The 23,784-nt window shown below is 58.9% G+C and carries 25 protein-coding genes and 1 riboswitch; of the genes, 7 read left to right on the top strand and 18 right to left on the bottom strand.

Translation table 11 applies throughout. From position 1 onward, the window contains the following. Positions 1 to 23 precede the first annotated feature (23 nt). Positions 24 to 122, bottom strand: a riboswitch (TPP riboswitch). 118 nt (positions 123 to 240) lie between these two features. After that, a complete protein-coding gene (locus FAY22_RS21580; protein WP_146332961.1) occupies positions 241 to 3,054 on the top strand; it encodes a valine--tRNA ligase in 2,814 nt (937 codons plus the stop codon). Between the two features lie 151 nt (positions 3,055 to 3,205). Beyond that, positions 3,206 to 3,661, top strand: a complete 456-nt coding sequence (locus FAY22_RS21575; protein ID WP_146332959.1) for a DUF2147 domain-containing protein — start codon at positions 3,206 to 3,208, stop codon at positions 3,659 to 3,661. A gap of 98 nt (positions 3,662 to 3,759) precedes the next feature. Here FAY22_RS21575 and FAY22_RS21570 read toward each other — a convergent pair whose 3' ends face one another. The 3 genes from FAY22_RS21570 to ruvA form a co-directional block, all read right to left on the bottom strand. After that, positions 3,760 to 4,590 (bottom strand): 2-keto-4-pentenoate hydratase, encoded by an 831-nt coding sequence (locus FAY22_RS21570; protein WP_168204913.1) that lies wholly within the window; start codon positions 4,588 to 4,590, stop codon positions 3,760 to 3,762. A 241-nt stretch (positions 4,591 to 4,831) separates the two neighbouring features. Further along, complete coding sequence (ruvB, locus tag FAY22_RS21565; protein ID WP_146332957.1) at positions 4,832 to 5,890, bottom strand: Holliday junction branch migration DNA helicase RuvB; 1,059 nt, start codon at positions 5,888 to 5,890, stop codon at positions 4,832 to 4,834. A 9-nt stretch (positions 5,891 to 5,899) separates the two neighbouring features. Further along, positions 5,900 to 6,478, bottom strand: coding sequence for a Holliday junction branch migration protein RuvA (gene ruvA / locus FAY22_RS21560; protein ID WP_146332955.1), 579 nt, complete (start codon positions 6,476 to 6,478; stop codon positions 5,900 to 5,902). Positions 6,479 to 6,767: 289 nt separating this feature from the next. Here ruvA and FAY22_RS21555 point away from each other — a divergent pair, with 289 nt between their 5' ends. After that, positions 6,768 to 7,232 carry a hypothetical protein gene (locus FAY22_RS21555; protein WP_146332953.1) on the top strand — a complete coding sequence of 155 codons (465 nt, stop codon included), beginning with the start codon at positions 6,768 to 6,770 and terminating at the stop codon, positions 7,230 to 7,232. Here FAY22_RS21555 and ruvC read toward each other — a convergent pair. From ruvC to tyrS, 8 genes are all read right to left on the bottom strand, one after another. Continuing rightward, complete coding sequence (ruvC, locus tag FAY22_RS21550; RefSeq protein ID WP_146332952.1) at positions 7,229 to 7,771, bottom strand: crossover junction endodeoxyribonuclease RuvC; 543 nt, start codon at positions 7,769 to 7,771, stop codon at positions 7,229 to 7,231. The genes FAY22_RS21555 and ruvC overlap by 4 nt on opposite strands. Before the next feature lie 45 nt (positions 7,772 to 7,816). After that, the gene (gene purH / locus FAY22_RS21545) at positions 7,817 to 9,382 is read right to left on the bottom strand and encodes a bifunctional phosphoribosylaminoimidazolecarboxamide formyltransferase/IMP cyclohydrolase (RefSeq protein WP_146332950.1); all 1,566 of its coding nucleotides are present in this window, start codon (positions 9,380 to 9,382) and stop codon (positions 7,817 to 7,819) included. Positions 9,383 to 9,470: 88 nt separating this feature from the next. Further along, positions 9,471 to 9,704 (bottom strand): Fis family transcriptional regulator, encoded by a 234-nt coding sequence (locus FAY22_RS21540; RefSeq protein WP_146332948.1) that lies wholly within the window; start codon positions 9,702 to 9,704, stop codon positions 9,471 to 9,473. A 27-nt stretch (positions 9,705 to 9,731) separates the two neighbouring features. After that, positions 9,732 to 10,778, bottom strand: a complete 1,047-nt coding sequence (gene dusB, locus FAY22_RS21535; protein ID WP_146332946.1) for a tRNA dihydrouridine synthase DusB — start codon at positions 10,776 to 10,778, stop codon at positions 9,732 to 9,734. A 142-nt stretch (positions 10,779 to 10,920) separates the two neighbouring features. Next, positions 10,921 to 11,574 (bottom strand): histidine phosphatase family protein, encoded by a 654-nt coding sequence (locus tag FAY22_RS21530; protein ID WP_146332944.1) that lies wholly within the window; start codon positions 11,572 to 11,574, stop codon positions 10,921 to 10,923. Between the two features lie 16 nt (positions 11,575 to 11,590). Beyond that, on the bottom strand, positions 11,591 to 12,235 hold the full coding sequence (locus tag FAY22_RS21525; protein WP_146332942.1) for a YbhB/YbcL family Raf kinase inhibitor-like protein: 645 nt from the start codon (positions 12,233 to 12,235) through the stop codon (positions 11,591 to 11,593). A gap of 57 nt (positions 12,236 to 12,292) precedes the next feature. Then, positions 12,293 to 12,742, bottom strand: coding sequence for a D-aminoacyl-tRNA deacylase (gene dtd / locus FAY22_RS21520; protein WP_146332939.1), 450 nt, complete (start codon positions 12,740 to 12,742; stop codon positions 12,293 to 12,295). Next, a complete protein-coding gene (tyrS, locus tag FAY22_RS21515; RefSeq protein ID WP_371417325.1) occupies positions 12,742 to 13,968 on the bottom strand; it encodes a tyrosine--tRNA ligase in 1,227 nt (408 codons plus the stop codon). The genes dtd and tyrS overlap by 1 nt, the downstream gene beginning before the upstream one ends. Positions 13,969 to 14,327: 359 nt before the next feature. Here tyrS and FAY22_RS21510 point away from each other — a divergent pair, with 359 nt between their 5' ends. Together FAY22_RS21510 and FAY22_RS21505 are read left to right on the top strand one after the other, a co-directional pair. Then, positions 14,328 to 15,701: a M23 family metallopeptidase gene (locus FAY22_RS21510; protein WP_146332935.1), complete on the top strand. Its 1,374-nt coding sequence runs from the start codon at positions 14,328 to 14,330 to the stop codon at positions 15,699 to 15,701. Positions 15,702 to 15,858: 157 nt separating this feature from the next. Then, positions 15,859 to 16,956, top strand: coding sequence for an anhydro-N-acetylmuramic acid kinase (locus tag FAY22_RS21505; RefSeq protein WP_246860601.1), 1,098 nt, complete (start codon positions 15,859 to 15,861; stop codon positions 16,954 to 16,956). A gap of 28 nt (positions 16,957 to 16,984) precedes the next feature. Here the strand turns inward: FAY22_RS21505 and FAY22_RS22090 are convergent, their stop codons facing one another. The 7 genes from FAY22_RS22090 to rplM form a co-directional block, all read right to left on the bottom strand. Further along, positions 16,985 to 17,401 (bottom strand): DUF4399 domain-containing protein, encoded by a 417-nt coding sequence (locus FAY22_RS22090; RefSeq protein ID WP_168204912.1) that lies wholly within the window; start codon positions 17,399 to 17,401, stop codon positions 16,985 to 16,987. Positions 17,402 to 17,656: 255 nt separating this feature from the next. Continuing rightward, entirely contained in the window at positions 17,657 to 18,007 is a 351-nt protein-coding gene (gene erpA, locus FAY22_RS21495; protein ID WP_040039999.1) for an iron-sulfur cluster insertion protein ErpA, read from the bottom strand. Between the two features lie 51 nt (positions 18,008 to 18,058). Then, positions 18,059 to 18,448, bottom strand: coding sequence for a polymer-forming cytoskeletal protein (locus FAY22_RS21490; RefSeq protein ID WP_146332930.1), 390 nt, complete (start codon positions 18,446 to 18,448; stop codon positions 18,059 to 18,061). Between the two features lie 12 nt (positions 18,449 to 18,460). After that, positions 18,461 to 19,189, bottom strand: coding sequence for a DUF6776 family protein (locus FAY22_RS21485; RefSeq protein ID WP_246860600.1), 729 nt, complete (start codon positions 19,187 to 19,189; stop codon positions 18,461 to 18,463). A 52-nt stretch (positions 19,190 to 19,241) separates the two neighbouring features. Continuing rightward, positions 19,242 to 20,285, bottom strand: coding sequence for an N-acetyl-gamma-glutamyl-phosphate reductase (argC, locus tag FAY22_RS21480; protein ID WP_146332928.1), 1,044 nt, complete (start codon positions 20,283 to 20,285; stop codon positions 19,242 to 19,244). Positions 20,286 to 20,416: 131 nt separating this feature from the next. Further along, on the bottom strand, positions 20,417 to 20,809 hold the full coding sequence (gene rpsI, locus FAY22_RS21475; RefSeq protein ID WP_146332926.1) for a 30S ribosomal protein S9: 393 nt from the start codon (positions 20,807 to 20,809) through the stop codon (positions 20,417 to 20,419). 9 nt (positions 20,810 to 20,818) lie between these two features. Next, complete coding sequence (gene rplM, locus FAY22_RS21470) at positions 20,819 to 21,247, bottom strand: 50S ribosomal protein L13 (RefSeq protein ID WP_146332924.1); 429 nt, start codon at positions 21,245 to 21,247, stop codon at positions 20,819 to 20,821. 557 nt (positions 21,248 to 21,804) lie between these two features. Here rplM and FAY22_RS21465 point away from each other — a divergent pair. Together FAY22_RS21465 and FAY22_RS21460 are read left to right on the top strand one after the other, a co-directional pair. Then, a complete protein-coding gene (locus FAY22_RS21465) occupies positions 21,805 to 22,248 on the top strand; it encodes an OsmC family protein (protein WP_146332922.1) in 444 nt (147 codons plus the stop codon). Positions 22,249 to 22,546: 298 nt separating this feature from the next. After that, positions 22,547 to 23,626 (top strand): porin, encoded by a 1,080-nt coding sequence (locus FAY22_RS21460; protein ID WP_146332920.1) that lies wholly within the window; start codon positions 22,547 to 22,549, stop codon positions 23,624 to 23,626. Positions 23,627 to 23,784 lie beyond the last annotated feature (158 nt).

Genomic DNA, 23,784 nt, shown 5'->3' with positions numbered 1-23,784 from the left:
AGCGAAGGAGCGACGGAAAAAGGCGGGACTTCCGAGTGCTTCCCTTCGCTGGCATTACCCAGATCAGGTTCGAGGGTATTTCTCACCCGGCCAAACGATGACCAGGACCCCTAGCGTGATGCCTTCAGAATAGAGAAAAAGCTCTAAAAATGGCAATGGCCGAATTATACGCCGATGATCGCCAAAGTCATCAGCCACCTCCCTTATAATGGAAAGTTTCGCTGAAACACAAATTAAATCATGGAATTAGCCAAGTCTTTCGAGCCCGCCGACATTGAAAAACACTGGCGCACCGAGTGGGAACAGCGCGGTTACTACACCGCCACGACCGATCCGTCCAAACCCTCCTTCAGCATCCAGTTGCCGCCCCCCAATGTTACCGGCACGCTGCACATGGGCCACGCGTTCAACCAGACCGTGATGGATGGCCTGACGCGCTACTACCGCATGCGCGGCCATAACACCGCCTGGATTCCCGGCACCGATCACGCTGGCATCGCGACCCAGATCGTGGTAGAGCGCCAGCTCGATGCGCAAAAGATTTCGCGCCACGACCTCGGCCGCGAAAAGTTCCTGGAAAAAGTGTGGGAGTGGAAAGAACACTCCGGCTCGACCATCACCGGCCAGATGCGCCGCCTGGGTGCATCCACCGACTGGAGCCGCGAATATTTCACGATGGACCCGAAGATGTCCAAGGCCGTCACAGAAGTGTTCGTGCGCCTGTTCGAGCAAGGCCTGATCTATCGTGGCAAGCGCCTGGTCAACTGGGACCCGAAGCTGCATACGGCAGTGTCCGACCTGGAAGTCGTGTCAGAAGAAGAAGACGGCTCGATGTGGCACATCCGTTATCCGCTGGCCGATGGCAGCGGACACATCACGGTCGCCACCACCCGCCCGGAAACCATGCTGGGCGACGTCGCGGTTGCAGTCGATCCGACCGACGAGCGTTACACGCACTTGCTCGGCAAGATGCTCACGCTACCGCTGACCGGTCGCGAAATCCCGATCATCGCCGACGACTACGTCGATAAGGAATTCGGCACCGGCTGCGTGAAGATCACGCCGGCACACGACTTCAACGACTATGCGGTAGGCCAGCGCCACCAGCTCCCGCAGATCAATATCTTCACGCTCGACGCGAAGATCAACGAGAATGCGCCTGCGAAATATCAGGGCATGGACCGCTACGACGCGCGCAAGCAAATCGTCGCCGACCTGGATGCGCTGGGCCTCCTGGAATCGGTCAAGCCGCACAAGCTGATGGTGCCGCGCGGCGACCGCACCGGCGTGGTGATCGAGCCGATGCTGACCGACCAGTGGTTCGTCGCGATGAGCAAGCCGGCGCCGGAAGGCACGCACTTCCCCGGCAAGTCGATTGCCGAAGTGGCGCTGGAAAAAGTAGCCGACGGCTCGATCAAGTTCATTCCGGAAAACTGGACCACCACCTACAACCAGTGGTTGAACAATATCCAGGACTGGTGCATCTCGCGCCAGCTGTGGTGGGGACACCAGATCCCGGCATGGTATGACGACGAAGGCAACATCTACGTCGCGCGCAGCGAGGAAGACGCGCAGAAGCAGGCCGGCGGCCGCGCGATCCGCCGCGACGACGACGTGCTCGACACCTGGTTCTCGTCGGCGCTCGTTCCCTTCTCCACGCTGGGCTGGCCGCAAGAAACACCGGACTACCAGATGTTCCTGCCGTCGTCGGTGCTGGTGACCGGCTTCGACATTATCTTTTTCTGGGTGGCGCGCATGGTGATGATGACCACGCACTTCACTGGCAAGGTACCGTTCGAAAAAGTCTACGTGCATGGCTTGGTTCGCGATGCAAGCGGCCAGAAGATGTCGAAGTCGAAGGGCAACACGCTCGACCCAATTGATCTCATCGACGGCATCGACGTCGAGTCGCTGGTCGCCAAGCGCACCACCGGCCTGATGAATCCGAAGCAGGCGGAAAGCATTGCCAAAGCGACCCGCAAGGAATTCCCGAACGGTATTCCCGCCTTCGGCACCGATGCGCTGCGCTTCACGATGGCGAGCTACGCCTCGCTCGGCCGCAACATCAACTTCGACTTGAGCCGCTGCGAAGGCTACCGCAACTTCTGCAACAAGCTGTGGAATGCGACCCGCTTCGTGCTGATGAATACCGAAGGCAAGGATTGCGGCTTCGACGCCGTCACCTGCGGCCCGGAAGGACGCGACTTCTCGCAAGCCGACCGCTGGATCGTGTCGCTCTTGCAGCGTACCGAAGCCGAAGTCGAGAAAGGCTTTGCCGACTACCGCTTCGACAACATCGCCTCCGCGATCTACAAGTTCATCTGGGACGAGTACTGCGACTGGTATCTGGAAATCGCGAAAGTGCAAATCCAGAACGGCACCGAAGCACAGCAGCGCGCCACCCGCCGCACGCTCTTGCGCGTGCTGGAAACGGTATTGCGCCTGGCGCACCCGGTCATCCCATTCATCACCGAGCAGCTGTGGCAAACCGTGGCGCCGCTGACCGGGCGAGAAATGGCCCCGGCCGGCGAGTCGATCATGCTGCAGCCTTATCCGGTGCCAAACCTGGAAAAGCTCGACGACAAGGCGGAAGGCTGGGTCGCGCAACTGAAGGCGATGACCGATGCCTGCCGCAACCTGCGCGGCGAGATGCAGTTGTCGCCGGCGCAGCGCGTGCCGCTGTTCATCGAAGCGTCCGCCGACGACAAGGCACTGATGCAGTCGTTCGCGCCGTATTTGCAGGCACTGGCAAAACTGGCAGAGGTGCAGGTCATCGACACGCTGCCGGAATCGCCCGCGCCGGTATCGATCGTCGGCACGGCCAAGCTGATGCTCAAAGTCGAGATCGATATCGCCGCGGAGCGCGAGCGCCTGTCGAAGGAAATCGCCCGCCTCGAAGGCGAAATCGCGAAAGCGAATGCCAAGCTCGGCAATGAAAGCTTTGTTGCCCGCGCTCCGGCGCATGTAGTTTCACAAGAGAAAGATCGTTTGTTGACCTTTGGGGCCACCCTCAACAAACTGCGTGAGCAATTTGATATATTGCAAAAAAAATAACAGCTAAACACGCAAAACTCGTGGTTCGTCACAATGTCATTTGTGATGAACAAAGCGACAGGCACTGACGGACCACGATTTGATTTTTCTTTTTTCTGCACGATCGTTCTGATCGGCAGGCTATATGACCCCTGGAGACAAGGAAAAAACCATGATTACAAAACGATTAGCCCTGACTTTGGGAGCGGTCACGCTCTCGCTCAGCTCGCTCGCCGCATGGGCTCAGACGAGCTCGCCGGTCGGCGTGTGGAAGACCATCGACGATGAGTCGGGCAAGCCGAAATCCCTGATCCGCATCAGCGAAGTCAACGGCGAACTGCGCGGCACGATCGAAAAACTGTTCCGCGAGCCCGGCGAAGATCCGAACCCGAAATGCGAAAAATGCGAAGGCCCGTTGAAAGACCAGCCGATCGTCGGCATGACCATCCTGACCGGCATGAAGAAGGACGGCAACGAATACAACGGCGGCCAGATCGTCGACCCGAAGAATGGCAAATCGTACAAGAGCAAGATGTCCGTCGCTGGCGGCGGCAAGAAGCTCGACGTGCGTGGCTACATCGGCGTACCGATGCTGGGACGCACCCAGACCTGGGAACGCGTGGACTAAGTCCCGCCCCTTCCGAAAAAAAGGCGCCGCTGGCGCCTTTTTCATTTCCACGATACCGTTTCCGCTTTCATGGAGAAGCGCAGACGGGCCGGCTCAGCTTAAATGAATGAAATGGTCAGCCCCGGCAAGCTCACTCCCGAGAAGGCCGATGTCCAGGTTTCTCCAGGCTTGATCGGGCAGACGTCGGTCCAGGTACCGGTAGTAATGATTTCGCCTTCCTTTAACAAGGGAAATTCCGGCTGCATCTTGAGCAACTGATGCAAATGCCACACGGCGTGCAAGGGGCTGCCCAGCACGTCGCTGCCAAAGCCGGCGGAACGCAGTTCATCCCCGCAAGACAACGACAGGCTGGCGTGCGATAGCACCTCGCCGAGATTGCGGCGGCTGGCAGCCGACAGCACCTTGGGCTCGCCGACAATCAACGAGCCATGCAAGCCGAAGGCGGCAATGGAATCGCTGACCTCGAACTTCCAATCCGGGAAAGGGCATACTACGATCTCGAAGGCATGCGCCATCCATTCGATGCACTCGGCCAGTTGCTCGATGGTCGCGTCCGGCGCGGGCGTGCGGTTCAGCTTGAATACGACTTCCGGCCCAATCCGTGGCTGCAATGCGCCAAGCAGGCTTTGGATACCGCGATTTTCCTCCGCAAATCGTACGGTCGAATCGAACAGCGGTGTCCAGATCGGGGCCCGGACCGGTTCCGCCACGCCATATCTGGACCAGATCTTGCGGTTGGAAAAACCGATCTTGCGGCCCACCATGGTTTCACCCTGAGCGATACGGATATCCATGATGCACTTCGCTACGTCGTAACTATCTCCGATCGTCATCGGCACCTGGCTGGACAATCGCGGAATCATCTCTGCCTGCGCGCGTGCATCGAGTAGCTGAAGCGCATAGCGATTAGCTTGCGTGGACATGAGCATGACGGGACTCGATGGAAAAGATATGTAGTAGGCGACGTTTCGAGCGGCTAATCCATTCGTACGCAGACGGCCACACGACAGATTGGTGCTTCCTTAAAAAAGAAAAGTGCGACCGTGCCAAAAAATTGATTATAAGTCGATGTTCTCGGATTTCTAACATCTTGCTCCGGGCACAGTATTTCTACTGATGTCAAAAATGCAATCCCCTGACATCTTTCCATTCTGAAATCATTCCCGGCCGCTAGGACTGCTCCCACAGGTCGCCAGACAAGCCGCCACGCGGAGCGGTGACACCGAAGTGGGCATAGGCGGTCGGCGTAGCAATACGCCCGCGCGGCGTGCGCTGCAAGAACCCCTGCTGAATCAGATACGGCTCCAGCACATCCTCGATGGTGTCGCGCTCTTCGCCGATGGCCGCCGCCAGGTTGTCGAGCCCGACCGGGCCGCCGTTGAACTTGAACAGAACGGCTTCCAGCAGCTTGCGGTCCATGACGTCGAAGCCGACCGGGTCGACATCGAGCATCTTCAGCGCCGCATCGGCCATGTCCTTGGTGATTTTCCCGTTGCCCTTGACTTCCGCATAGTCGCGCACGCGCCGCAACAGGCGGTTGGCGATACGCGGCGTGCCGCGGCTGCGCTTGGCGATTTCGAGCGCGCCATCGTCGACGATCGCCGCATTGAGGAGGGAGGCGCTACGCGTGACGATGCGCGCCAGTTCCTGCGGCGTGTAAAACTCGAGCCGCGCCACGATGCCGAAACGGTCGCGTAGCGGATTGGTGAGCATGCCGGCGCGCGTGGTCGCGCCGACCAGCGTAAACGGCTGCAGGTCGAGCCGCACCGAACGCGCGGCCGGGCCTTCGCCGATCATGATGTCGATCTGATAGTCTTCCAGCGCCGGATACAGGATTTCCTCGACCACCGGCGACAGGCGGTGGATCTCGTCGATGAACAGGACATCGTTCGGCTCCAGGTTGGTCAGCAGCGCCGCCAAGTCGCCGGCGCGTTCGAGCACCGGGCCGGAAGTCTGCCGCAGATTGACGCCCATCTCGCGCGCGATGATGTGCGCCAGCGTGGTCTTGCCCAACCCGGGCGGTCCGAACAGCAGCGTGTGATCCAGCGCCTCGCGGCGCTGGCGTGCGGCAGTGATGAAGATTTCCAGTTGGCTGTGAATTTTTTCCTGTCCGACGTATTCGCCGAGCTGTTTCGGACGCAACGCGCGCTCGATGGCTTCTTCGTTGCTCGATGCCGGGGTCGCGGAAATGATTCGCTGTTCGGTGAAATTGTCGGTCTGGATGCTCATGAAATCCTCTTACGCCTTGGACAGCGCCTTCAGCGCCAGCTTGATGCCGTCCGACACGCCGGAGCCCGCCGGCACTTGCTTCAACGCAAGCATGGCTTCCTTGTCGGAATAACCGAGCGCCAGCAAGGCATTCAGGATATCGGACGTTGCGTCGTGATAGGCAACGCCGCTCACCGCGCCCAGATCAGCGCCGATCTTGCCCTTGAGTTCCAGCAACAGGCGCTCCGCCGTCTTTTTGCCAATGCCGGGGATCTTGGTCAGGCGGCCAGCTTCCTGCAAGGTGATCGCCTGCGACAAATCCGCCACCGACATGCCGGACAAAATCGACAAGGCCGTACGCGCGCCGACACCGGATATCTTGATCAGCTGCTTGAACACATTCCGCTCTTCGACGGTGCCGAAACCGTACAGCAAGTGTGCGTCTTCGCGTACCGCCAGATGCGTGAGCAACACCACCTTTTCCCCCATGCCGGGCAGGTTGTAGAAGGTGCTCATCGGCACATCAACCTCATAACCGACACCATTGCAATCGACCAGCAATTGCGGCGGATTTTTCTCAAGGAGTATTCCGGAAAGACGACCTATCATGAATGAAAAAACCTTAGGACATTAAGCGAATCATACAGGACATTACCGCCTCCTCCCATTGCAGCGGGGGTTGCGCCAGCCAAGCCGGCTCGGTGTCTTGCCGGCGTCATTCCTGGATTCATGTTCGACTTCCTGGCAAGGATTTTTTCCGATGAGCGAAAATCTAAGAAGCGGTTTCAAATCGGATCGCGATGGATCGGGGCGCAGCGGATCGTTCGGCCCGTCCGGCAGGCAGCGCAACGAGCAACAACATGCGCAACGCGGATTCCAACCGTTATCGAGCCAGCGAATGCGCTTTTTTCATCCTCGCAAGCTTTTCCATCACCGCTATCTGCGCCGCCCGCTATCCTGGATCGGCACGCTGCTGGGCATACTCTGGGCACTGCCGCTGACCGTGGCCGGACTGTTGTTCGCCCTGCCCGTCTTTGCATGGCGCGGCCATGCGCAACTGGTACGCGGTCGCACTGCCGCGCTGCTGGTGCGTGGACCGTTCGCGGATGCCGTGCTAAGCCGCCACCCTTTCGGCGCCATGACAGCCATGGCGCTTGGCCATGTAATCATCGCCGAACACCAGGGGCTGTCCTCGCGCGTGCTGATGCATGAACTGGCGCATGTGCGGCAGGCGGAACGCTGGGGCATCGTCTTTCCATTCGCGTATCTCGCATCCAGCGCATGGGCCGGCATGCGCGGGCGCGACGCCTACTGGCATAACCGCTTCGAGATTGCCGCACGCAAGGCGGAAAAGCACTGCTAGCCGATCAAGCGGCCGCGCCGAACCCGCAAGCCCTTCTTCGTCAACGCCGGCGCCAAGCCTCCCAGGGTCGTAAGCGCCTCGCCGCTGTGCGCATGGCAAATCGCTACGCCAAGCGCATCGGCCGCGTCGGTGGAGGGCGTGCCGGTCAACATCAGCAGGCGCTGCACCATATCCTGTATCTGCTGCTTGGCCGCCCGGCCGTGGCCGGTAACGGCCTGCTTGATTTGCAGCGCAGTGTACTCCGCCACCGCCAGGTCGGCGCCGACGAGCGCGCAAATCGCCGCGCCCCGCGCCTGCCCCAGCAGCAGCGTCGACTGCGGATTGACATTGACGAATACCTTTTCGATCGCCGCGCAATCGGGCGAATAGGTGCGGATGATTTCGGAGACGCCGGCCAGAATGGTTTTCAGCCGCTGCGGCAGGTCGGCATCGGGCGTCTTGATGGTGCCTGACGCAATATAGCCGAGCTTGTTGCCCTGCTTGGTGATCACGCCAAAACCGGTGGTGCGCAGTCCGGGGTCAATGCCGAGAATTTTCATTGAAGAAGTCATCCCCGGGATACCGGGGATGACGATGTTGCGTAATTAATGACGGAAATGGCGCGTGCCGGTAAACAGCATGACCACGCCACGCTCGTCGGCTGCATCGATCACTTCCTGATCGCGCATCGACCCGCCCGGATGAATCACGCAGGTCGCTCCCGCGTCGACCACCACATCAAGACCGTCGCGGAACGGGAAGAATGCGTCCGACGCCACAGCGGACCCCGCCAAGGTCAGGCCGGCATTCTGCGCCTTGATCGAGGCGATGCGGGCCGAGTCCACGCGGCTCATCTGGCCGGCACCGACACCGAGCGTCATGCCGTTTCCGCAGAACACGATCGCGTTCGACTTGACGAACTTGGCGACGCGCCAGGCGAACATCATGTCCTGCAACTGCTGCGGCGTCGGCTGCTTCTTGGTCACCACTTTCAGTTCCGCCACGGCGACGTTCTTCGCATCCGGCGATTGCAGCAGCAAGCCGCCTCCGACGCGCTTGAAATCATAGGCGTTGACCGCGCTTGCCAGCGGAATTTCCAACAGGCGCACGTTCTGCTTGGGCGCGAAAATCTGCTTCGCCTCGGCAGAGAACGACGGTGCGATCAACACCTCGACGAATTGCTTGGCCACCGCTTCGGCGGCCTTGCCGTCGAGTTCACGGTTGAATGCAATGATGCCGCCGAAGGCCGAGGTCGGATCGGTCTGGAATGCTTTGCTGTACGCTTCCAGCGGATTGGCGCCGACCGCCACGCCGCACGGGTTCGCATGCTTGATGATCACGCAGGCGTTTTCCTCGAAGGTCTTCACGCATTCCCAAGCCGCGTCAGCGTCGGCGATGTTGTTGTAGGACAGTTCCTTACCCTGCAACTGCTTGTAATTCGCCAGCGCGCCGGCCACCGGAGCGAGGTCGCGATAGAACGCCGCCGACTGGTGCGGGTTTTCGCCGTAGCGCATTTCCTGCACTTTTTCGAAATGCAGGTTCAGCGTCTGCGGATAGGCGCTGCGGGTCGCATGCTGCTTGTCTTCGCCCAGCGACGTCAGGTAATTGGTGATCGCGCCGTCGTATTGCGCGGTATGGGCGAATACTTTCTTAGCCAGCGCGAACTTGGTGTCGTAGCCAACCTCGCCATTGTTCGCCTTCATTTCATCCAGCACGCGGCCGTAGTCGGCCGGATCGCACACCACCACCACATCCTTGTGGTTCTTGGCCGACGAACGCAGCATGGTCGGGCCGCCGATGTCGATGTTCTCGATCGCGTCTTCCAGCGTGCACTGGTCTTTTGCCACCGTCTGCTGGAACGGGTACAGGTTCACCACCACCATGTCGATGGTTGGAATGCCATGCTTTTCCAGAGCGGCCACATGCTCGGGCAAGTCGCGGCGCGCGAGAATGCCGCCATGCACCTTCGGATGCAGCGTCTTGACGCGGCCGTCGAGCATTTCCGGAAAGCCGGTGTAATCGGCCACCTCGGTCACCTTGACGCCATTGTCCGCCAGCAGTTTGGCGGTGCCTCCGGTCGACAGGATGTTGACGCCCATTGCGGACAGGGCCTTGGCGAAATCGAGCACGCCCGTTTTGTCGGAAACGGAAATGAGAGCTTGTTTGATCATGATGGACTGGCAGAAAGTAATAAATAACGAAAAAACGGTGCCGCGATGGCCGCGCCTCACTGCCACTGCACTGTTTTTGCGTTATAGATCACAGCAAGCCGTGCTGCTGCAGTTTCTTGCGCAAGGTATTACGGTTAATTCCCAGCATGTCGGCCGCAAGCGACTGGTTGCCGGCGGCGCGCGCCATCACTGCTTCGAGTATCGGCTTTTCAACGGTAAAAACCACCATTTCATAGACGTTCGACGGTTGTTGCTCGCCCAAGTCCCTGAAGTATTTCTCAAGGCTTTTCCTGACGACGTCCTGGATATTGTCTTTACTCATTGCAGTGTGTTGTACTTTTTATATGAATCAAGCGGCCAGCCTTTGCTCGGTCCGGCCGCTCGTGACCAAGCCATTCGTGGCCCGGCCGTATTGTAACCGTTCGCCGAATGCCAATTGCGTTTCGAAAAACGCGTCGACGGCGGCGAGCTGCTCTTCGCAGTTTTCCAGCCGGTTCATGCGCTGACGGAATTCCTCGCCGCCGGCCAGATCGCGCACGTACCAGCCGATATGTTTGCGCGCGGTGCGCAAGCCCATGAACTCGCCGTAGAACGCGTAATGTGCCTGCAAATGCTCGCTCATCAATGCGCGCACTTCCGCCACCGTCGGTGCCGGCAGATATTCTCCAGTGCGCAAGAAATGGTCGATCTCGCGGAAAATCCACGGCCGTCCCTGCGCAGCGCGGCCGATCATGACGGCATCGGCGCCGGTTGTCGCCAGCACCTGCTTCGCCTTTTCCGGCGAAGTGATGTCGCCATTGGCCACTACGGGGATCGACACGGCAGCCTTGACGGCCGCAATGGTCTCATATTCCGCCTCGCCGCCGTAACCGTCGGCGCGGGTGCGTCCATGCAAGGTCAGCATCGCGATGCCGCTGGCCTCGGCCATGCGGGCAATGGTCAAGGCATTCCTGTTCTCGCGATTCCAGCCGGTACGAAACTTCAGCGTGACTGGCACATCGACCGAGCGCACCACCGCATCGAGAATTTCGCCAACCAGCTTTTCGTCCTGCAACAAGGCGGAACCGCACCAGCTGTTGCACACTTTCTTGACCGGGCAGCCCATGTTGATGTCGATGATTTGCGCACCGCGCTCGACATTGAATTGCGCGCAACTCGCGAGAATCTGCGGATTGGCACCGGCGATCTGCACCGCTTTCGGTTCCATTTCGCCGTCATGGTTGATGCGGCGCGCCGTCTTTTCGCTGGCCCACAGGCGAGGATCGGATGCTGCCATTTCGGACACGGCATAGCCTGCGCCCAGCTGCTTGCATAACTGGCGGAAAGGCCGATCCGTCACGCCAGCCATCGGAGCGACGAATACATTATTTCGGAGAGAATATGGGCCGATATTCACGGGAAAGGGGCAGCGCAGGCACAAACCGCTATTTTATCCCCTCCGGCGCCGGCATCAAATTGCATTACAAAAATGTGTTGCAATGCGTTCAAGCCATCACCCCGAAAACAAGGAATGGCAATCTTATAAATTCTACAATTTACTATCGATCTATTTCATCGAGCGCCAACTCATCGAGGTTTTCCAGATGAGAAACGTCACCCCACTCCACCAATTTCAACCTGCCTTTACACCATTGCAGGCGATTGACGCTGGCATTGAAAATATCGAAATCGCGTGGATGTGCAAAGCCGACGCCTTGCGCCGCCCGGTAGGCGCATTCGAGCACACCACCATGCGTGACCAGCGCCACCTTGCGATAGCGCCCCTGCTCGACGATGCGCGTGATGGTTTGAATAACGCGCTGGGAAAATTCGCGCAGGGTCTCCGCCTCATGCTCGCCTTGCGGCATACGCGCATCGATGTCGCGTGCCTGCCAGGCGGCATAGGCTTGCGGATAGCGCTGGCTGATGTCGGCGTACATCATGCCTTCGAAGGCGCCGTAGCAGCGCTCGCGCAATCCCCGATCGACCAGCACCTGCATGCCGCGCGGGGCCGCAACCGCCTGTGCGGTTTGATAGGCGCGCTGCAAATCGCTGGAAAACACCGCGTCCAGCGGCTCATCGAGCAGCGCGCGTCCGAGCGCCGCAGCCTGCCGCTCGCCGGTGGCATTGAGCGGGATATCGAGGTGGCCTTGCAGGCGTTTCACGGCATTCCACGCAGTTTCGCCGTGGCGGATCAATAAAACTTCTGTCACTCGGACTTCCTCGGGGTTAGCGGCCGGCCTTGGCCAGCGCGGGGTTCAGGGTATAGGCGCCGACGATATTGGCTTCGGCGAGCACATGGCCGCGAATCGCGTCGCGCACCTGCTGGCCGGTGAATTTTCCGTCGACCGGCACGCGCTCGATATCGAGCGCAAACAGCGTGAACACATAATGATGCTGAATCGAGTCATTCCACGGCGGGCACGGGCCGTCGTAGCCGAAATAGTCGCCTGCCATGTCGGCGTCGCCGGCAAACCAGCCGGTGTAATCGTTGAGTCCATGCCGTCCTGGCTGGCTGCCGCCGATATCGGGGCCGCTCTTGCCGCGCAGCGTCACTTCATTGCAGTACTGGCCAGCCGCAATCGGCGTCATGTCGGCGGGCAGATCGATCAACGTCCAGTGGAAAAAGTCAACGCGCGGCAAGTCGGCCGGCACGCTTTTGCCTTCCTGGTTGACGTCGTCACCACGCGAGGGCACGTCGCGGTCATGGCAGATCAGCGCCAGCGACTTGGTGCCGGCTGGCAGATCGCTCCAGGCGAGATGCGGATTCCTGTTGGATGACATCGCAACATGTGATGCCGGATCGATCACGCAGAATGCATATTCGCCGGGGATGGCATCGCCATCCTTGAACGACTCGCTCCAAAGTTTCATCTTGGCCTCCTTGCCTGGTTAAGGATGTGATTCAACGCGCCGAGCATATCGCGGCGCTCAGTTTCCAGCCTTGATCTGCAGCCAGAACGTCACCGGCCCATCGTTGGTCAACGACACCTGCATGTGGGCGCCGAACTGGCCGGTTTCGACCGCAGGATGTTTATCGCGGGCTCTTGCGACAAAGTAGTCGAACAGGCGCTTGCCGTCTTCCGGCGACGCTGCCGGCGTGAAGGAAGGCCGCGTGCCGGAGCGGGTATCGGCCGCCAGCGTGAACTGCGGCACCAGCAGCAGCGCACCGCCGACATCGGCCACGCTGCGGTTCATCTTGCCTGCGTCATCGCCAAACACGCGATAGGAGAGCAGCTTGGCCAGGAGCGCATCGGCCTCTTTTTCCGTGTCGTTGCGCTCGGCACAGAGCAGCACCATCAAGCCGGCCTCGATGGCACCGACGGCCGCGCCATCGACAACCACACTCGCGTGCGTCACGCGCTGGATCAGCGCGATCATCAGGACAGCGTCACGCGCGCGAACTTGCGCTTGCCGACCTGCAGCACAAACGTGCCGGCCTCGACCTTCAGCGCCTTGTCGCTGATCGTCGCGCCGTCGATGCGCACGCCGCCCTGCTCGACCATGCGCAGCGCTTCCGAGGTCGACGCGCACAGGTTGGCCTGTTTGAGCAACTGGCCGATACCCAACGGTGCGCCCGACAGGCTCACCTCCGGAATGTCGTCCGGGATGCCGCCCTTGGCGCGGTTGTTGAAGTCGGCCAACGCATCGTGCGCCGCCTGGCGCGAATGGAAGCGTTCGACGATTTCCTGCGCCAGCAAGACCTTGATGTCGCGCGGATTGCGTCCGTCCTCGACCTCGCGCTTGAACTGCTCGACCTCGGCGATCGAGCGGAACGACAGCAGGTCGTAGTAACGCCACATCATGGTGTCGGAAATGCTCATCAACTTGGCGAACATGGTGTTGGCCGGCTCGGTGATGCCGACGTAATTGCCCTTGGACTTGGACATCTTTTCCACGCCATCGAGGCCTTCCAGCAGCGGCATGGTCAGGATGCACTGCGGCTCCTGGCCGTAATCCTTCTGCAACTCGCGTCCCACCAGCAGGTTGAACTTCTGATCTGTGCCGCCCAGTTCCAGGTCCGACTGCAGCGCCACCGAATCGTAGCCCTGCATCAGCGGGTACAGCAGCTCGTGCACCGAAATGGGCGTGCCGGCCTTCAAGCGCTTGGTGAAATCCTCGCGCTCCAGGATGCGCGCCACGGTGTACTTGGCCGACAGCTGAATCATGCCGCGCGCGCCGAGCGGATCGCACCATTCCGAGTTGTAGCGGATTTCAGTACGGGAGGGATCGAGCACCAGGCTGGCCTGCGCAAAATAGGTTTTGGCGTTTTCCTCGATCTGCTCGCGTGTCAATGGCGGGCGGGTAATGTTGCGCCCGGACGGGTCGCCGATCATCGAGGTGAAATCGCCAATCAGAAAGATGACCGTATGGCCCAGATTTTGCAATTGGCGCATTTTGTTAAGCACGACCGTATGCCCGAGGTGCAGGTCGGGCGCTGTCGGGTCCAAGCCGAGCTTGATGCGCAGAGGCTTGCCGGTTTTTTCCGAGCGCGCCAGTTTCTGTACGAAATCAGCTTCGATCAAGAGTTCATCGATACCGCGCTTGGTGATTGCCAGCGCTTCCTGCACCGCATCCGAAAGGGGCAAAGCGGTGGCGGGTTGCACTGTATTCTTGTTTTGGGAGACGTCCATGAGCTGAGAAAAATTAAGATGCGCCAGTAAAAAAATCCATACCATCTGTTTGGTATAATCGCTGCTTATTTTCAACCTTGCAATGCAACAATAAAAGCAGCAATAGCAGGTGAAAATCGGAGCTTGTGGGCGGTATTCCCGAGTCCGGGTTCGAACAAGAAGTGCCGCCAAAGATTCCTCGGCAAGCACCATCGCCCGGATCGCACCGCCAGATGCAGTGCGTGCACAAGCTCTACGGCGCTGCCGGAAAACGCGTTACGCGGCCCAAAAACGGCCTGCGATGCGTTTTGTGACAGCGATGCCCGTCAAAACAGCAGATTCTAACTTATTGCATGCTCCCTACAGACAAATTACTGAGCCTGGGCTCGAGCATCAAAGTACTTTTCGGTTCGTCGCGCAAGACGCGCATCATTTCTTCGTCGGCCCTGTTTTTGGCCGCGTGCGCGTTCGGAGCGGCAGGCGTGGCTCCAATGGCGCCGGATCCGGCCGACCTGCCGGTCAAGTCGATCAAGCAGGAATTGGCCATCCCCGACCTGTCCGAACAGATCGCCAAGCTGCAGGCCGACGACCAGTACTTTGTGCGTGAAGAAAGAGTCCGTTCCGGCGACACGCTGGCTACCCTCCTGTCCCGCCTGGGGGTCAACGATGACGCCGCCGCCGCCTTCATCAAATCCGATCGCATCGCGCGCAGCGTGCTGCAATTGAAGGCCGGACGCCGGGTACAGACGCAAACCGCTCACGATGGCACGCTTCTGCGCCTGTCGACCTCGCTGATCGATGGCAGCGGCAACCCGGCCAGGAATCTCGTCATCGCGCGCAATGGCGATCATTTCACCGCCACCGAAATGGCGGCGACGCTCGAGCGCCGCATCGAAATGAATTCTGGCGAGATCAAGTCGTCGCTGTACGCCGCCACCGATGCGGCCCAGATTCCCGATGCCGTCGCGAACCAGATGGTGGACATGTTCGCCACCAATATCGATTTTGCATCGGACCTGCGCCGCGGCGACCGCTTCAATGTCGTCTATGAGACATTCTGGCAAAACGGCGAATACGTGCGCGCCGGGCGCGTGCTGGCGGGCGAATTCGTCAATGCCGGCAATACCTATCAGGCTGTCTGGTTCGACGAGCCCAACAGCCGGCAGGGCGGCGGCTATTACTCGTTCGACGGCAAGTCCCTGAAAAAGGCCTTCCTCAAGTCCCCGCTCGAGTTTTCGCGCATCTCTTCCGGCTTTTCGATGCGCGTGCATCCGATTTCCGGACGCTGGAAGGCGCACCAGGGCGTCGATTTCGCTGCAGCGGTCGGCACGCCGATACGCGCCTCGGGGGACGGCACCATCGATTTCATGGGCACCCAGAACGGTTACGGCAACGTGGTCGTGATCAAGCACTGGAACAATTATTCGACCGCCTATGCGCATATGAGCCGCTTTGCGAGCGGCTTGAAGAAAGGTGCGAAGGTCAACCAGGGCGAGGTGATCGGCTACGTCGGCATGACAGGTTGGACCACCGGCCCGCACTTGCATTACGAGTTCCGCGTCAACAACCAGCCACGCGACCCGATGACGGTTGAGGTGCCGAACGCCCAGCCGCTGGCCGGAGCGGATTTGCAACGTTTCCGCACCGTTGCAAACGACATGCGCCATCGTTTTGCCCTGCTCAATCCCCAGGAAAACGGCATCAAGCTCAAGCTGGCATCCAAGTAGCAGGATCGAGCCCTAAACCGTTTAAGGGCTTGTACAATCGATGGCTATTGCAGCCTAACGACCGAAGGGCGCATTTCGATGCGCCCTTCGTCTTTTTGCAACGGATTCCCCAGCCCCCCCCTGAACGGTTCATATGTCGAAGCTTTTCATCGGTTTAATGTCAGGCACCAGCTTGGACGGCGTGGATGGCGTCCTGGCGGAGTTTCCGGCCGACGGCAGCGACACGCCGGTGAGCACCGTCGCCACCGCCTACATTCCCTTCCCTGCGCCACTGCGTGAGGAATTGATGGCGCTGCAAGCGCCGGCCGACAATGAAATTCATCGCGAAGCGATGGCCGCCAATCTGCTCGCGTGCCACTATGCCGATTGTGTCGCGCAGCTGACTGCGCACAGCGGGATCGCCCCGGCCGCGATTTGCGCCGTCGGCGCTCATGGCCAAACCATCCGGCATCGGCCGGAAGCAGGCTACACGCGCCAGATCAACAACCCGTCCCTGTTGGCCGAGTTATCCGGCATTGATGTGATTGCCGATTTCCGCAGCCGGGACATTGCCGCCGGCGGACAGGGCGCGCCCCTGGTTCCGGCATTTCACCAAGCCATTTTCGGGACTGCCGACGAAACCCGGGTTGTCGCCAACATCGGCGGCATCAGCAATATCAGCGTGCTCGATCATGGACAAAAGGTGATCGGCTTCGACACCGGTCCGGGCAATGTGTTGATGGATGCCTGGATTGCCCGGCATCTTGGCGGGTCTTTCGATGCCGGCGGCGCTTGGGCGGCCGGCGGGCGTGTCATCCCGGCACTGCTGCAGACCTTGCTCGACGAAGCCTTCCTGAAGCTGGCGCCGCCGAAAAGCACCGGCCGCGACCTGTTTCATCTGGCATGGCTGGAAAACAAGCTAAGCGGATTTGCCAGTGCTGCGGCACAGGATGTGCAGGCGACGCTGACGGAGTTCACGGCAGTGACACTGGCCACCGCCATTGCCGATCATGCCCGCGCCGCGCAGGCGGTGTATGTGTGTGGCGGCGGTGCCTACAATGCGCATCTAATGCATCGTCTGCAACATGCGCTGGCCGGCCAAGGACATTCGGCGCATGTGGCGTCGACGGACGCTTTAGGCGTGGCGCCCAATCATGTGGAGGCTCTGGCATTTGCCTGGCTCGCGCATCGCCATGTCGAACGCCAGGCTGGCAACCTGCCCAGCGTTACGGGAGCAAAAGGCTTGCGAATTCTCGGCGCGCTTTATCCGGCTTAAGCGGAACGGCACGCCCAAGCTGCTGGGACTACGGTTTCGCAAATCCGTTTTTCGACAGAACTTCGATCGTCACTTCCTTGCTCGACACGTAGTAAGGCTGGTGATAGGCATTGGCAAACAGCAGACGCAGGGTGTGTTTTCCAACCGGAAGTTCGAGCGTCGCTTCCGTTTCGCCCTTGCCGAAATGCCGGTATTTTTCGGTAAACGGAATCGGCTTGATCAGCATGTCGTTGGTCAGTTTCTGATCGATCAGCAAATGGTGATGACCGGTATTCTCGACATTCACGCCGGCGGGAGCGATCCCCATGCCGACCAGGCCAAACGCAATGCGAAAAGGCGAGGTAACCTTGTCACCATCGCGCAAGTTCACGAAATAGACCGCCTTGGACTCATTCAGGAGAGGACGGGTGCGCTCGGCGGCCCCATTGGAGGAACAGATATCCATATCCTGTGGCGCCTTGCCAATTTCCTTCCCGGTTGCCGGGCTGGCTGCCACTGCATGCATGGCAGTGAAAAGCATCGGAGCAAATAGGGCAAACAACGCGCGACGACGGGACATGACATCAACCTTCCGGGAAAATTTCCAACCGGAAGAAGATTGTACGGATATTGCCTCAGGGTAAATTGATTTGAGGCAAGAAATAGCAAGAAATAAAAAAGCGCAGGGCACGCCTGCGCTTTTCTGCCGATGACGCGGTAGTCAGGCCGAGAATGAAGAACCGCAGCCGCAGGTGGTTGACGCATTCGGATTCTTGATCACGAATTGCGCGCCTTCCAGATCGTCCTTGTAATCGATTTCCGCGCCGACCAAGTATTGGTAGCTCATCGAATCGATCAAGAGCTGGACGCCATTCTTGGTCATCGTTGTGTCGTCTTCATTGACGATTTCATCAAAGGTGAAACCGTATTGGAAGCCGGAGCAGCCTCCGCCTTGCACGAACACGCGCAGTTTCAGATCGGGATTGCCTTCTTCTTCGATCAGTTGCGCCACCTTGTCTGCGGCGCTGTCGGTGAAGATGATCGGTTCAGGCATTTCGGTGACGGCATTCATTGAGGACTCCTGCGAAGCAAACATGCATTCATTATATACGTTTGACGACGATTACGTATTGGACAGCGCCAGTTTGAGCACGGGCTCGCCGACTTGATCATGCGTAAGCTTGCCGGCGACCAAGGCGCCTCCGTGCATTTCCAGCGCCTTGTAATATACATCTCCAGTTATGCGGGCTCTCGGCTGTAATTCAAGCAGCTCGGAAGAATAGACCGGGCCGACGATCTCTCCATTCACCACCAAGTGCGCGACGCGTACCTCTCCTTCCACCTTGGCATGCTCCGAAATCACCAGCATGCTCGGCTCATTGGCATCGGCAATCACGTTGCCCTTGACCGTCCCATCTATGCGCAATCCCCCCTTGAAGTTCACATTGCCTTCAATATTGGTCGAGATGCCGATGAGACTATCAATCGTGCCTTTGGTTTTGCGGCCTAGCATAATGGCCCTCCTTCACAAATTCGCTGATTGTTGCGCCCGTATTTGACCTTTTTCGAGCACGCGTGCCTGGACCACTTTGGTCACAGCGCCTTCCGGCAGGGTGAGCACCCCTTCCACACGCTGATAATGCTTGAAGCTGAGCTTGTACTTGCCCTGCTCAGTAGGATTCCCATCTGGAAAAGTCATCATAGCACTTTTACCGTCTTTCAGAACCGTCGCTACAAGTTGCAAATTGCCAATAAATTCGTGTTCGCCCTTCCCGCCTTGCATGACGAGCAAGCGATAGCGCCATTGGTTCGGCCCGACCTGATCAACCTTCAGGCGGCGGATCGACACCCCCAAGGGGCCGGTGGCAGTCGGCAGCAGGCTTTCAAAGAAAGCCAGATCTTCCTTGAGCCGGGTATTCTCGGATTCCAGCGTTCTCACTTGGGCGGCGAGCTGCTTTTGCGCTGAGCGCTCGATATTGAGCTGGCTTTCCGCCGAATTGACGGTGGTTGAAAACTGGTCCCGCTCGGCGGTGAGGCGTTCGACCTGCTCCTTGTAACGGGAGATTTGTTCCCTGAGGTTGGCAGGATACGGACTCGGCAACCCCAGCCCCGCATCGAAGCTCCACATCGCCATCGCCCCTACCAAGCCGATCATGACCACCAAGAGCAGTCGCACCGACCACGGCAACTGCGACTTGATGGCCATGCGCGGCGACGACACCGACAAGCGTCGCCGCCACAGCCTGAACTTCATCGAGTTGAATGGGGAAGTGGTATGCGACATAAGCAGGCCGTGGCGTAATTCCTTAAGGCAATACTGGAATGTGCATCAATCCCGTCGTTTCATCAAGGCCGAACATGATATTCATGCACTGCACGCCCTGCCCCGCCGCACCTTTGACCAGATTGTCCTCGACCACCAGGATCACCAGCAGGTCGCCGCCACCCGGGCGGTGAAGCGCGATGCGCAACTTGTTCGATGCGCGTACCGAGCGTGTTTCCGGATGACTGCCAGCCGGCATGACGTCGACGAATTTTTCCCCTTCGAAGTAGCTCTGGTACAACGCCTGGAAATCGGTATCGCGCGCTTCCGGCACGATGTTCGCATACAGCGTGGAGTGAATGCCACGAATCATCGGTACCAGATGCGGCACGAAAGTCAGGCCAACTTTGCGTCCGGCGATTGCCTGCAGCCCCTGTACCGTTTCCGGCAGATGCCGATGGCCCTTCACGCCGTAAGCCTTGAAGTTGTCGGCGGCTTCCGCCAGCAGCGTATGCACTTCTGCCTTGCGTCCGGCGCCCGACACGCCGGACTTGCAGTCGGCAATCAGCGTCGCTTCGTTGACCAGCGGCTTGCCTTGCGCGAGCAACGGCGCGAAGCCCAGTTGCATCGAGGTCGGATAGCATCCCGGCAGGCCGATGAGGCGAGCCTTCTTGATTGCCTCGCGATTGATCTCTGGCAGGCCATACACCGCCTCATCGAGGATATCCGGGCAGGAATGCGGCATGCCATACCATTTCTCGAATTCGGCGGTGTCCTTCAAGCGGAAATCGGCAGCCAGGTCGATCACCTTCACGCCGGCGGCAAGCAGTTCGCGCGCCTGCGCCATCGCCACGCCATGCGGGGTCGCGAAAAACACGACGTCACACTCGTTGAGCCCGGCCTTCTCCGGCGATGAAAACGCCAGCGACACGTGCCCGCGCAAGGAAGGAAACATGTCGGCGACCGGCATGCCATCTTCTTTGCGCGACGTGATCGCGGTAAGTTGCACTTGAGGATGAGCGGCCAACAGACGCAGCAACTCCACGCCCGTGTAACCCGTGCCGCCGACGATACCGACTTTGATCATGTTTTTTCCTTGCTAAAGACCGTACATCACACTTGCAAATTTTAACAGGCAGCTCCCATGCCGCCGGGACGAAAAGCAAAAAGCCGCCAGGCGCAAACCCGGCGGCTTTTCGATGTTCTGAAAACGCGAGATTAGCGCTTGGAGAACTGTTTTGCGCGGCGTGCTTTGCGCAGGCCGACTTTCTTACGTTCGACTTCACGTGCGTCACGGGTGACGAAGCCGGCTTTCGACAGCTCCGACTTCAAGCCCGCATCGTAGTCGATCAGTGCACGGGTAATGCCGTGACGGACTGCACCTGCCTGGCCAGACTCGCCGCCGCCATGCACGTTGACCATGATGTCGAAACGCTCGACGTTGCCGGTCAGTTCCAGCGGCTGACGGATCACCATCAGGCCGGTTTCACGCGAAAAGTATTCCGCAGCCGGTTTGCCGTTGACGACGATGTTGCCGCTGCCTGCCTTGATGAACACGCGAGCCACTGCACTCTTGCGGCGGCCGGTTCCGTAATTGTAGTTACCGATCATGTCCGCTCCTTAGATTTCGAGTGCTTTGGGTTGCTGAGCAGCGTGCGGATGGTTGCCATCGGCATACACTTTCAGCTTCTTAATCATCGCGTAGCCGAGCGGGCCCTTGGGCAGCATGCCCTTGACCGCCTTTTCCAGCGCGCGACCCGGAAAACGCTGTTGCATTTTCTGGAAATTGGTTTCGTAGATACCGCCCGGATAGGTCGAGTGACGGTAGTAGATCTTGTTCAGTTCCTTGGTGCCGGTCACGCGCAGCTTGCCTGCGTTGATGACGACAATAAAGTCGCCCGTGTCGACGTGCGGGGTGAACTCGGGCTTGTGCTTGCCGCGCAGTCGGAGTGCCACTTCGCTGGCAACACGTCCGAGGACTTTGTCCGTCGCGTCAATCACGAACCACTCACGCTGAACCTCATGGGTTTTCGCGGAAAAGGTCTTCATGATGATGTCCTAAATAAATAAACGCTCAAATTGGCTGGCGGTTCCGCCCCTTACATCAGCGGACTCGGCCTTGTTATCTTTTCCTGAGCGAACGGAAAGCCTGAAAGTATAGCCTTTTCAAGGATTTGACGTCAAACCCCCCGGTGCAAGTCTGCAGTATGGGATACCACGCCACACGAATCCATAGGGATAAAAAAAACCCGAAGCGATTTGGCTTCGGGTTTAAATCCACACCAAAGGAGGAGGGTGGAGGAGACAATCGGGCGGTTGCCATCGCTCTCTAAGCGTTAACAACCAGCAATTAAAGTATAGGCGAATTTATTGTGCAACGCAAGAAAAATCCCTCGCGAGCGCCCTGTCAAGCACTCAATTACGAGGAAAATTCTATTAAATTCAAATACTTAATTTAATTTCACATTGTGGTTTTTTTCTCGCATTATGAATGCTGGGCTATCACCTGCCGTTTTCATTGGTATTTGGCGCGTTATTAGGCTGGACGGATCGATCAATTTCAAACCAGTTAAAATATTCCCCCTTCTGAACGAATCGAGAAATCAATGGAATGCACAGTGCGGTGGACCGGATTGTCCGGAATGACATTTTTGGCTGAAACGGGTTCGGGCCATGTCGTGGCAATGGATGGGGCTCCCGAGGGCGGCGGACGCGATCTTGCTCCGCGCCCGATGGAACTGGTTCTGGCCGGTACGGGAGGCTGCACTGCATACGATGTGGTCCTCATCCTGCGCAAGAGTCAACAGGATATTCGCGGCTGCGACGTCACCCTCAAGTCTGAACGCGCCGAGAAGGACCCGAAAGTGTTCACGAAGATCCACTTCCACTTCACCGTACGCGGCAGGAATCTGAAGCCCAGCATGGTGGAGCGCGCCATCAAGCTATCGCATGAAAAATACTGCTCCGCCTCGATCATGATGGAAAAAACAGCCGAGTTGACCCATTCATTCGAGATCGTGGACGACGTGGCGGAAGCAACCACCGCCTGAGCAACTGCCAGCCCATCCCGCAGCCCTCTCCTTTGAAAGCCGGCATGGCGCCACAGATGCGCCTGCGCCGGCATTCATTTAGCCAATCCGGCTACTTCCGCAGCATCCTCGCGCGAACGCATTTCCAATGTTGTCGTAAAGCCTATCTATACGGCTTGGAAAGCGGATTGAAAGGTTCGCACTGTTACTCTTGATTTGCCATTGGGCAACCGGTGCGCATCCCGGCGCAGGAGCACGAAACATTACATGTTTTCGATGCGCCCTCGCCTTTTGCATTGCAATTCAGGAGAGTACATTAATGAAAAAATCGCTTCTCGCGCTGACTGCGCTTGCCGCCATCGGCGGTACCGCACAAGCACAGTCGAACGTCACGATCTACGGCATCATGGATGCCGGCGTCGAATACGCCAATAATGCGAATGCCGCCAAGGATTCCGTGTGGCGCCTGACTTCCGGCGGACAAAACACTTCCCGCTTCGGCTTCAAGGGCACCGAGGATCTCGGCGGCGGGCTGAAGGCACTGTTCCAGCTGGAAGGCGGCATGTTCCTCGATTCCGGCGCCGGCGACGGCCCCCTGTTCAAGCGCCAAGCCAACGTCGGCTTGTCCGGCGCCTTCGGCAGTGTAGTCGCTGGCCGCTCTTTCACGACGACGTACGACTTCATATTGCCGTTTGATCCGATGGGTTACGCCCCGGGCTACTCATGGGCGACGTCCGGCAACGGCACCGCCACCAGCAAGTACGGCATGCCGACTGCATTCGACAACATGCTCAAATACCAGGGTGAGTTCAACGGCATCAAGTTCGGCGCATCGTACGGATTCGGAGAAGTTGCAGGAAACAACGCCGACAGCCGCAAATATGCACTCGGCATCGGGTACGCCGTCGGTCCGCTCAGCGTCGCCGCGACTTACGACCAGGCCAACGGCAACACGGTCACCGCGACTGGCAACAGAAACGAAACGACCACCTTGCACCTTGGCGCCGGTTACAAGATTTCGGACAGTATCGACGTGAAGGGCGGCTATCGCAGCTACAAGTTGGTCGCGGGTGCCGTCAATACTGCCGACGTACGCGCGGACACTTACTGGGGCGGCGTGAACTACAAGGCAACGCCCGCCCTGGAGCTGACGGGCGCCGTGTATTATCAAGACGTGAAGAACGTGGCATCGGGAACGGACGCAGACCCGACACTATATGTATTGCGCGCAAAATACGCTCTGTCCAAGCGCACCTTCCTCTACGCAACCACCGGCTATGCCAAGGCCAAGAACAATCAGACGGTGGGCCTGACACGCGACTCCACGGCCGATGGCGGCGTGACCGGCTTCAGCTCCAGCCAGACCGGCTTTATCGCCGGCATTCAGCATCGCTTCTGACGGCTTGCCGTCGACGCAATCGCACGACTCGTAGATGCAGGAACCCCGCCCAATTTGGCGGGGTTTTTCTTTGCGGCGAGGACATAATCAAGATCAAAGAAAGATTAGCTCCATCAATATTCCTTGGCGTTTTTTGAGATGCCTCAATATCCGATGCG

The sequence above is a fragment of the Noviherbaspirillum sp. UKPF54 genome (assembly GCF_007874125.1).
In the GTDB taxonomy this organism is placed as follows: Bacteria; Pseudomonadota; Gammaproteobacteria; order Burkholderiales; family Burkholderiaceae_D; genus Noviherbaspirillum.
Note: the sequence above shows the minus strand (reverse complement) of the source record. Positions and strands in the feature narration are given on the sequence as shown.

What these genes read in the sequence shown, in the direction of transcription:
- FAY22_RS21580 (WP_146332961.1), top strand. Translation starts at nt 241, where the DNA reads ATGGAATTAGCCAAGTCTTTCGAGCCCGCCGACATTGAAAAACACTGG.
- FAY22_RS21575 (WP_146332959.1), top strand. Translation starts at nt 3,206, where the DNA reads ATGATTACAAAACGATTAGCCCTGACTTTGGGAGCGGTCACGCTCTCG.
- FAY22_RS21570 (WP_168204913.1), bottom strand. Translation starts at nt 4,590, where the DNA reads ATGCTCATGTCCACGCAAGCTAATCGCTATGCGCTTCAGCTACTCGAT.
- ruvB (WP_146332957.1), bottom strand. Translation starts at nt 5,890, where the DNA reads ATGAGCATCCAGACCGACAATTTCACCGAACAGCGAATCATTTCCGCG.
- ruvA (WP_146332955.1), bottom strand. Translation starts at nt 6,478, where the DNA reads ATGATAGGTCGTCTTTCCGGAATACTCCTTGAGAAAAATCCGCCGCAA.
- FAY22_RS21555 (WP_146332953.1), top strand. Translation starts at nt 6,768, where the DNA reads ATGCGCTTTTTTCATCCTCGCAAGCTTTTCCATCACCGCTATCTGCGC.
- ruvC (WP_146332952.1), bottom strand. Translation starts at nt 7,771, where the DNA reads ATGAAAATTCTCGGCATTGACCCCGGACTGCGCACCACCGGTTTTGGC.
- purH (WP_146332950.1), bottom strand. Translation starts at nt 9,382, where the DNA reads ATGATCAAACAAGCTCTCATTTCCGTTTCCGACAAAACGGGCGTGCTC.
- FAY22_RS21540 (WP_146332948.1), bottom strand. Translation starts at nt 9,704, where the DNA reads ATGAGTAAAGACAATATCCAGGACGTCGTCAGGAAAAGCCTTGAGAAA.
- FAY22_RS21525 (WP_146332942.1), bottom strand. Translation starts at nt 12,235, where the DNA reads ATGAAACTTTGGAGCGAGTCGTTCAAGGATGGCGATGCCATCCCCGGC.
- dtd (WP_146332939.1), bottom strand. Translation starts at nt 12,742, where the DNA reads ATGATCGCGCTGATCCAGCGCGTGACGCACGCGAGTGTGGTTGTCGAT.
- FAY22_RS21510 (WP_146332935.1), top strand. Translation starts at nt 14,328, where the DNA reads ATGCTCCCTACAGACAAATTACTGAGCCTGGGCTCGAGCATCAAAGTA.
- FAY22_RS21505 (WP_246860601.1), top strand. Translation starts at nt 15,859, where the DNA reads ATGTCAGGCACCAGCTTGGACGGCGTGGATGGCGTCCTGGCGGAGTTT.
- FAY22_RS22090 (WP_168204912.1), bottom strand. Translation starts at nt 17,401, where the DNA reads ATGGATATCTGTTCCTCCAATGGGGCCGCCGAGCGCACCCGTCCTCTC.
- erpA (WP_040039999.1), bottom strand. Translation starts at nt 18,007, where the DNA reads ATGAATGCCGTCACCGAAATGCCTGAACCGATCATCTTCACCGACAGC.
- FAY22_RS21490 (WP_146332930.1), bottom strand. Translation starts at nt 18,448, where the DNA reads ATGCTAGGCCGCAAAACCAAAGGCACGATTGATAGTCTCATCGGCATC.
- FAY22_RS21485 (WP_246860600.1), bottom strand. Translation starts at nt 19,189, where the DNA reads ATGAAGTTCAGGCTGTGGCGGCGACGCTTGTCGGTGTCGTCGCCGCGC.
- argC (WP_146332928.1), bottom strand. Translation starts at nt 20,285, where the DNA reads ATGATCAAAGTCGGTATCGTCGGCGGCACGGGTTACACGGGCGTGGAG.
- rpsI (WP_146332926.1), bottom strand. Translation starts at nt 20,809, where the DNA reads ATGATCGGTAACTACAATTACGGAACCGGCCGCCGCAAGAGTGCAGTG.
- rplM (WP_146332924.1), bottom strand. Translation starts at nt 21,247, where the DNA reads ATGAAGACCTTTTCCGCGAAAACCCATGAGGTTCAGCGTGAGTGGTTC.
- FAY22_RS21465 (WP_146332922.1), top strand. Translation starts at nt 21,805, where the DNA reads ATGGAATGCACAGTGCGGTGGACCGGATTGTCCGGAATGACATTTTTG.
- FAY22_RS21460 (WP_146332920.1), top strand. Translation starts at nt 22,547, where the DNA reads ATGAAAAAATCGCTTCTCGCGCTGACTGCGCTTGCCGCCATCGGCGGT.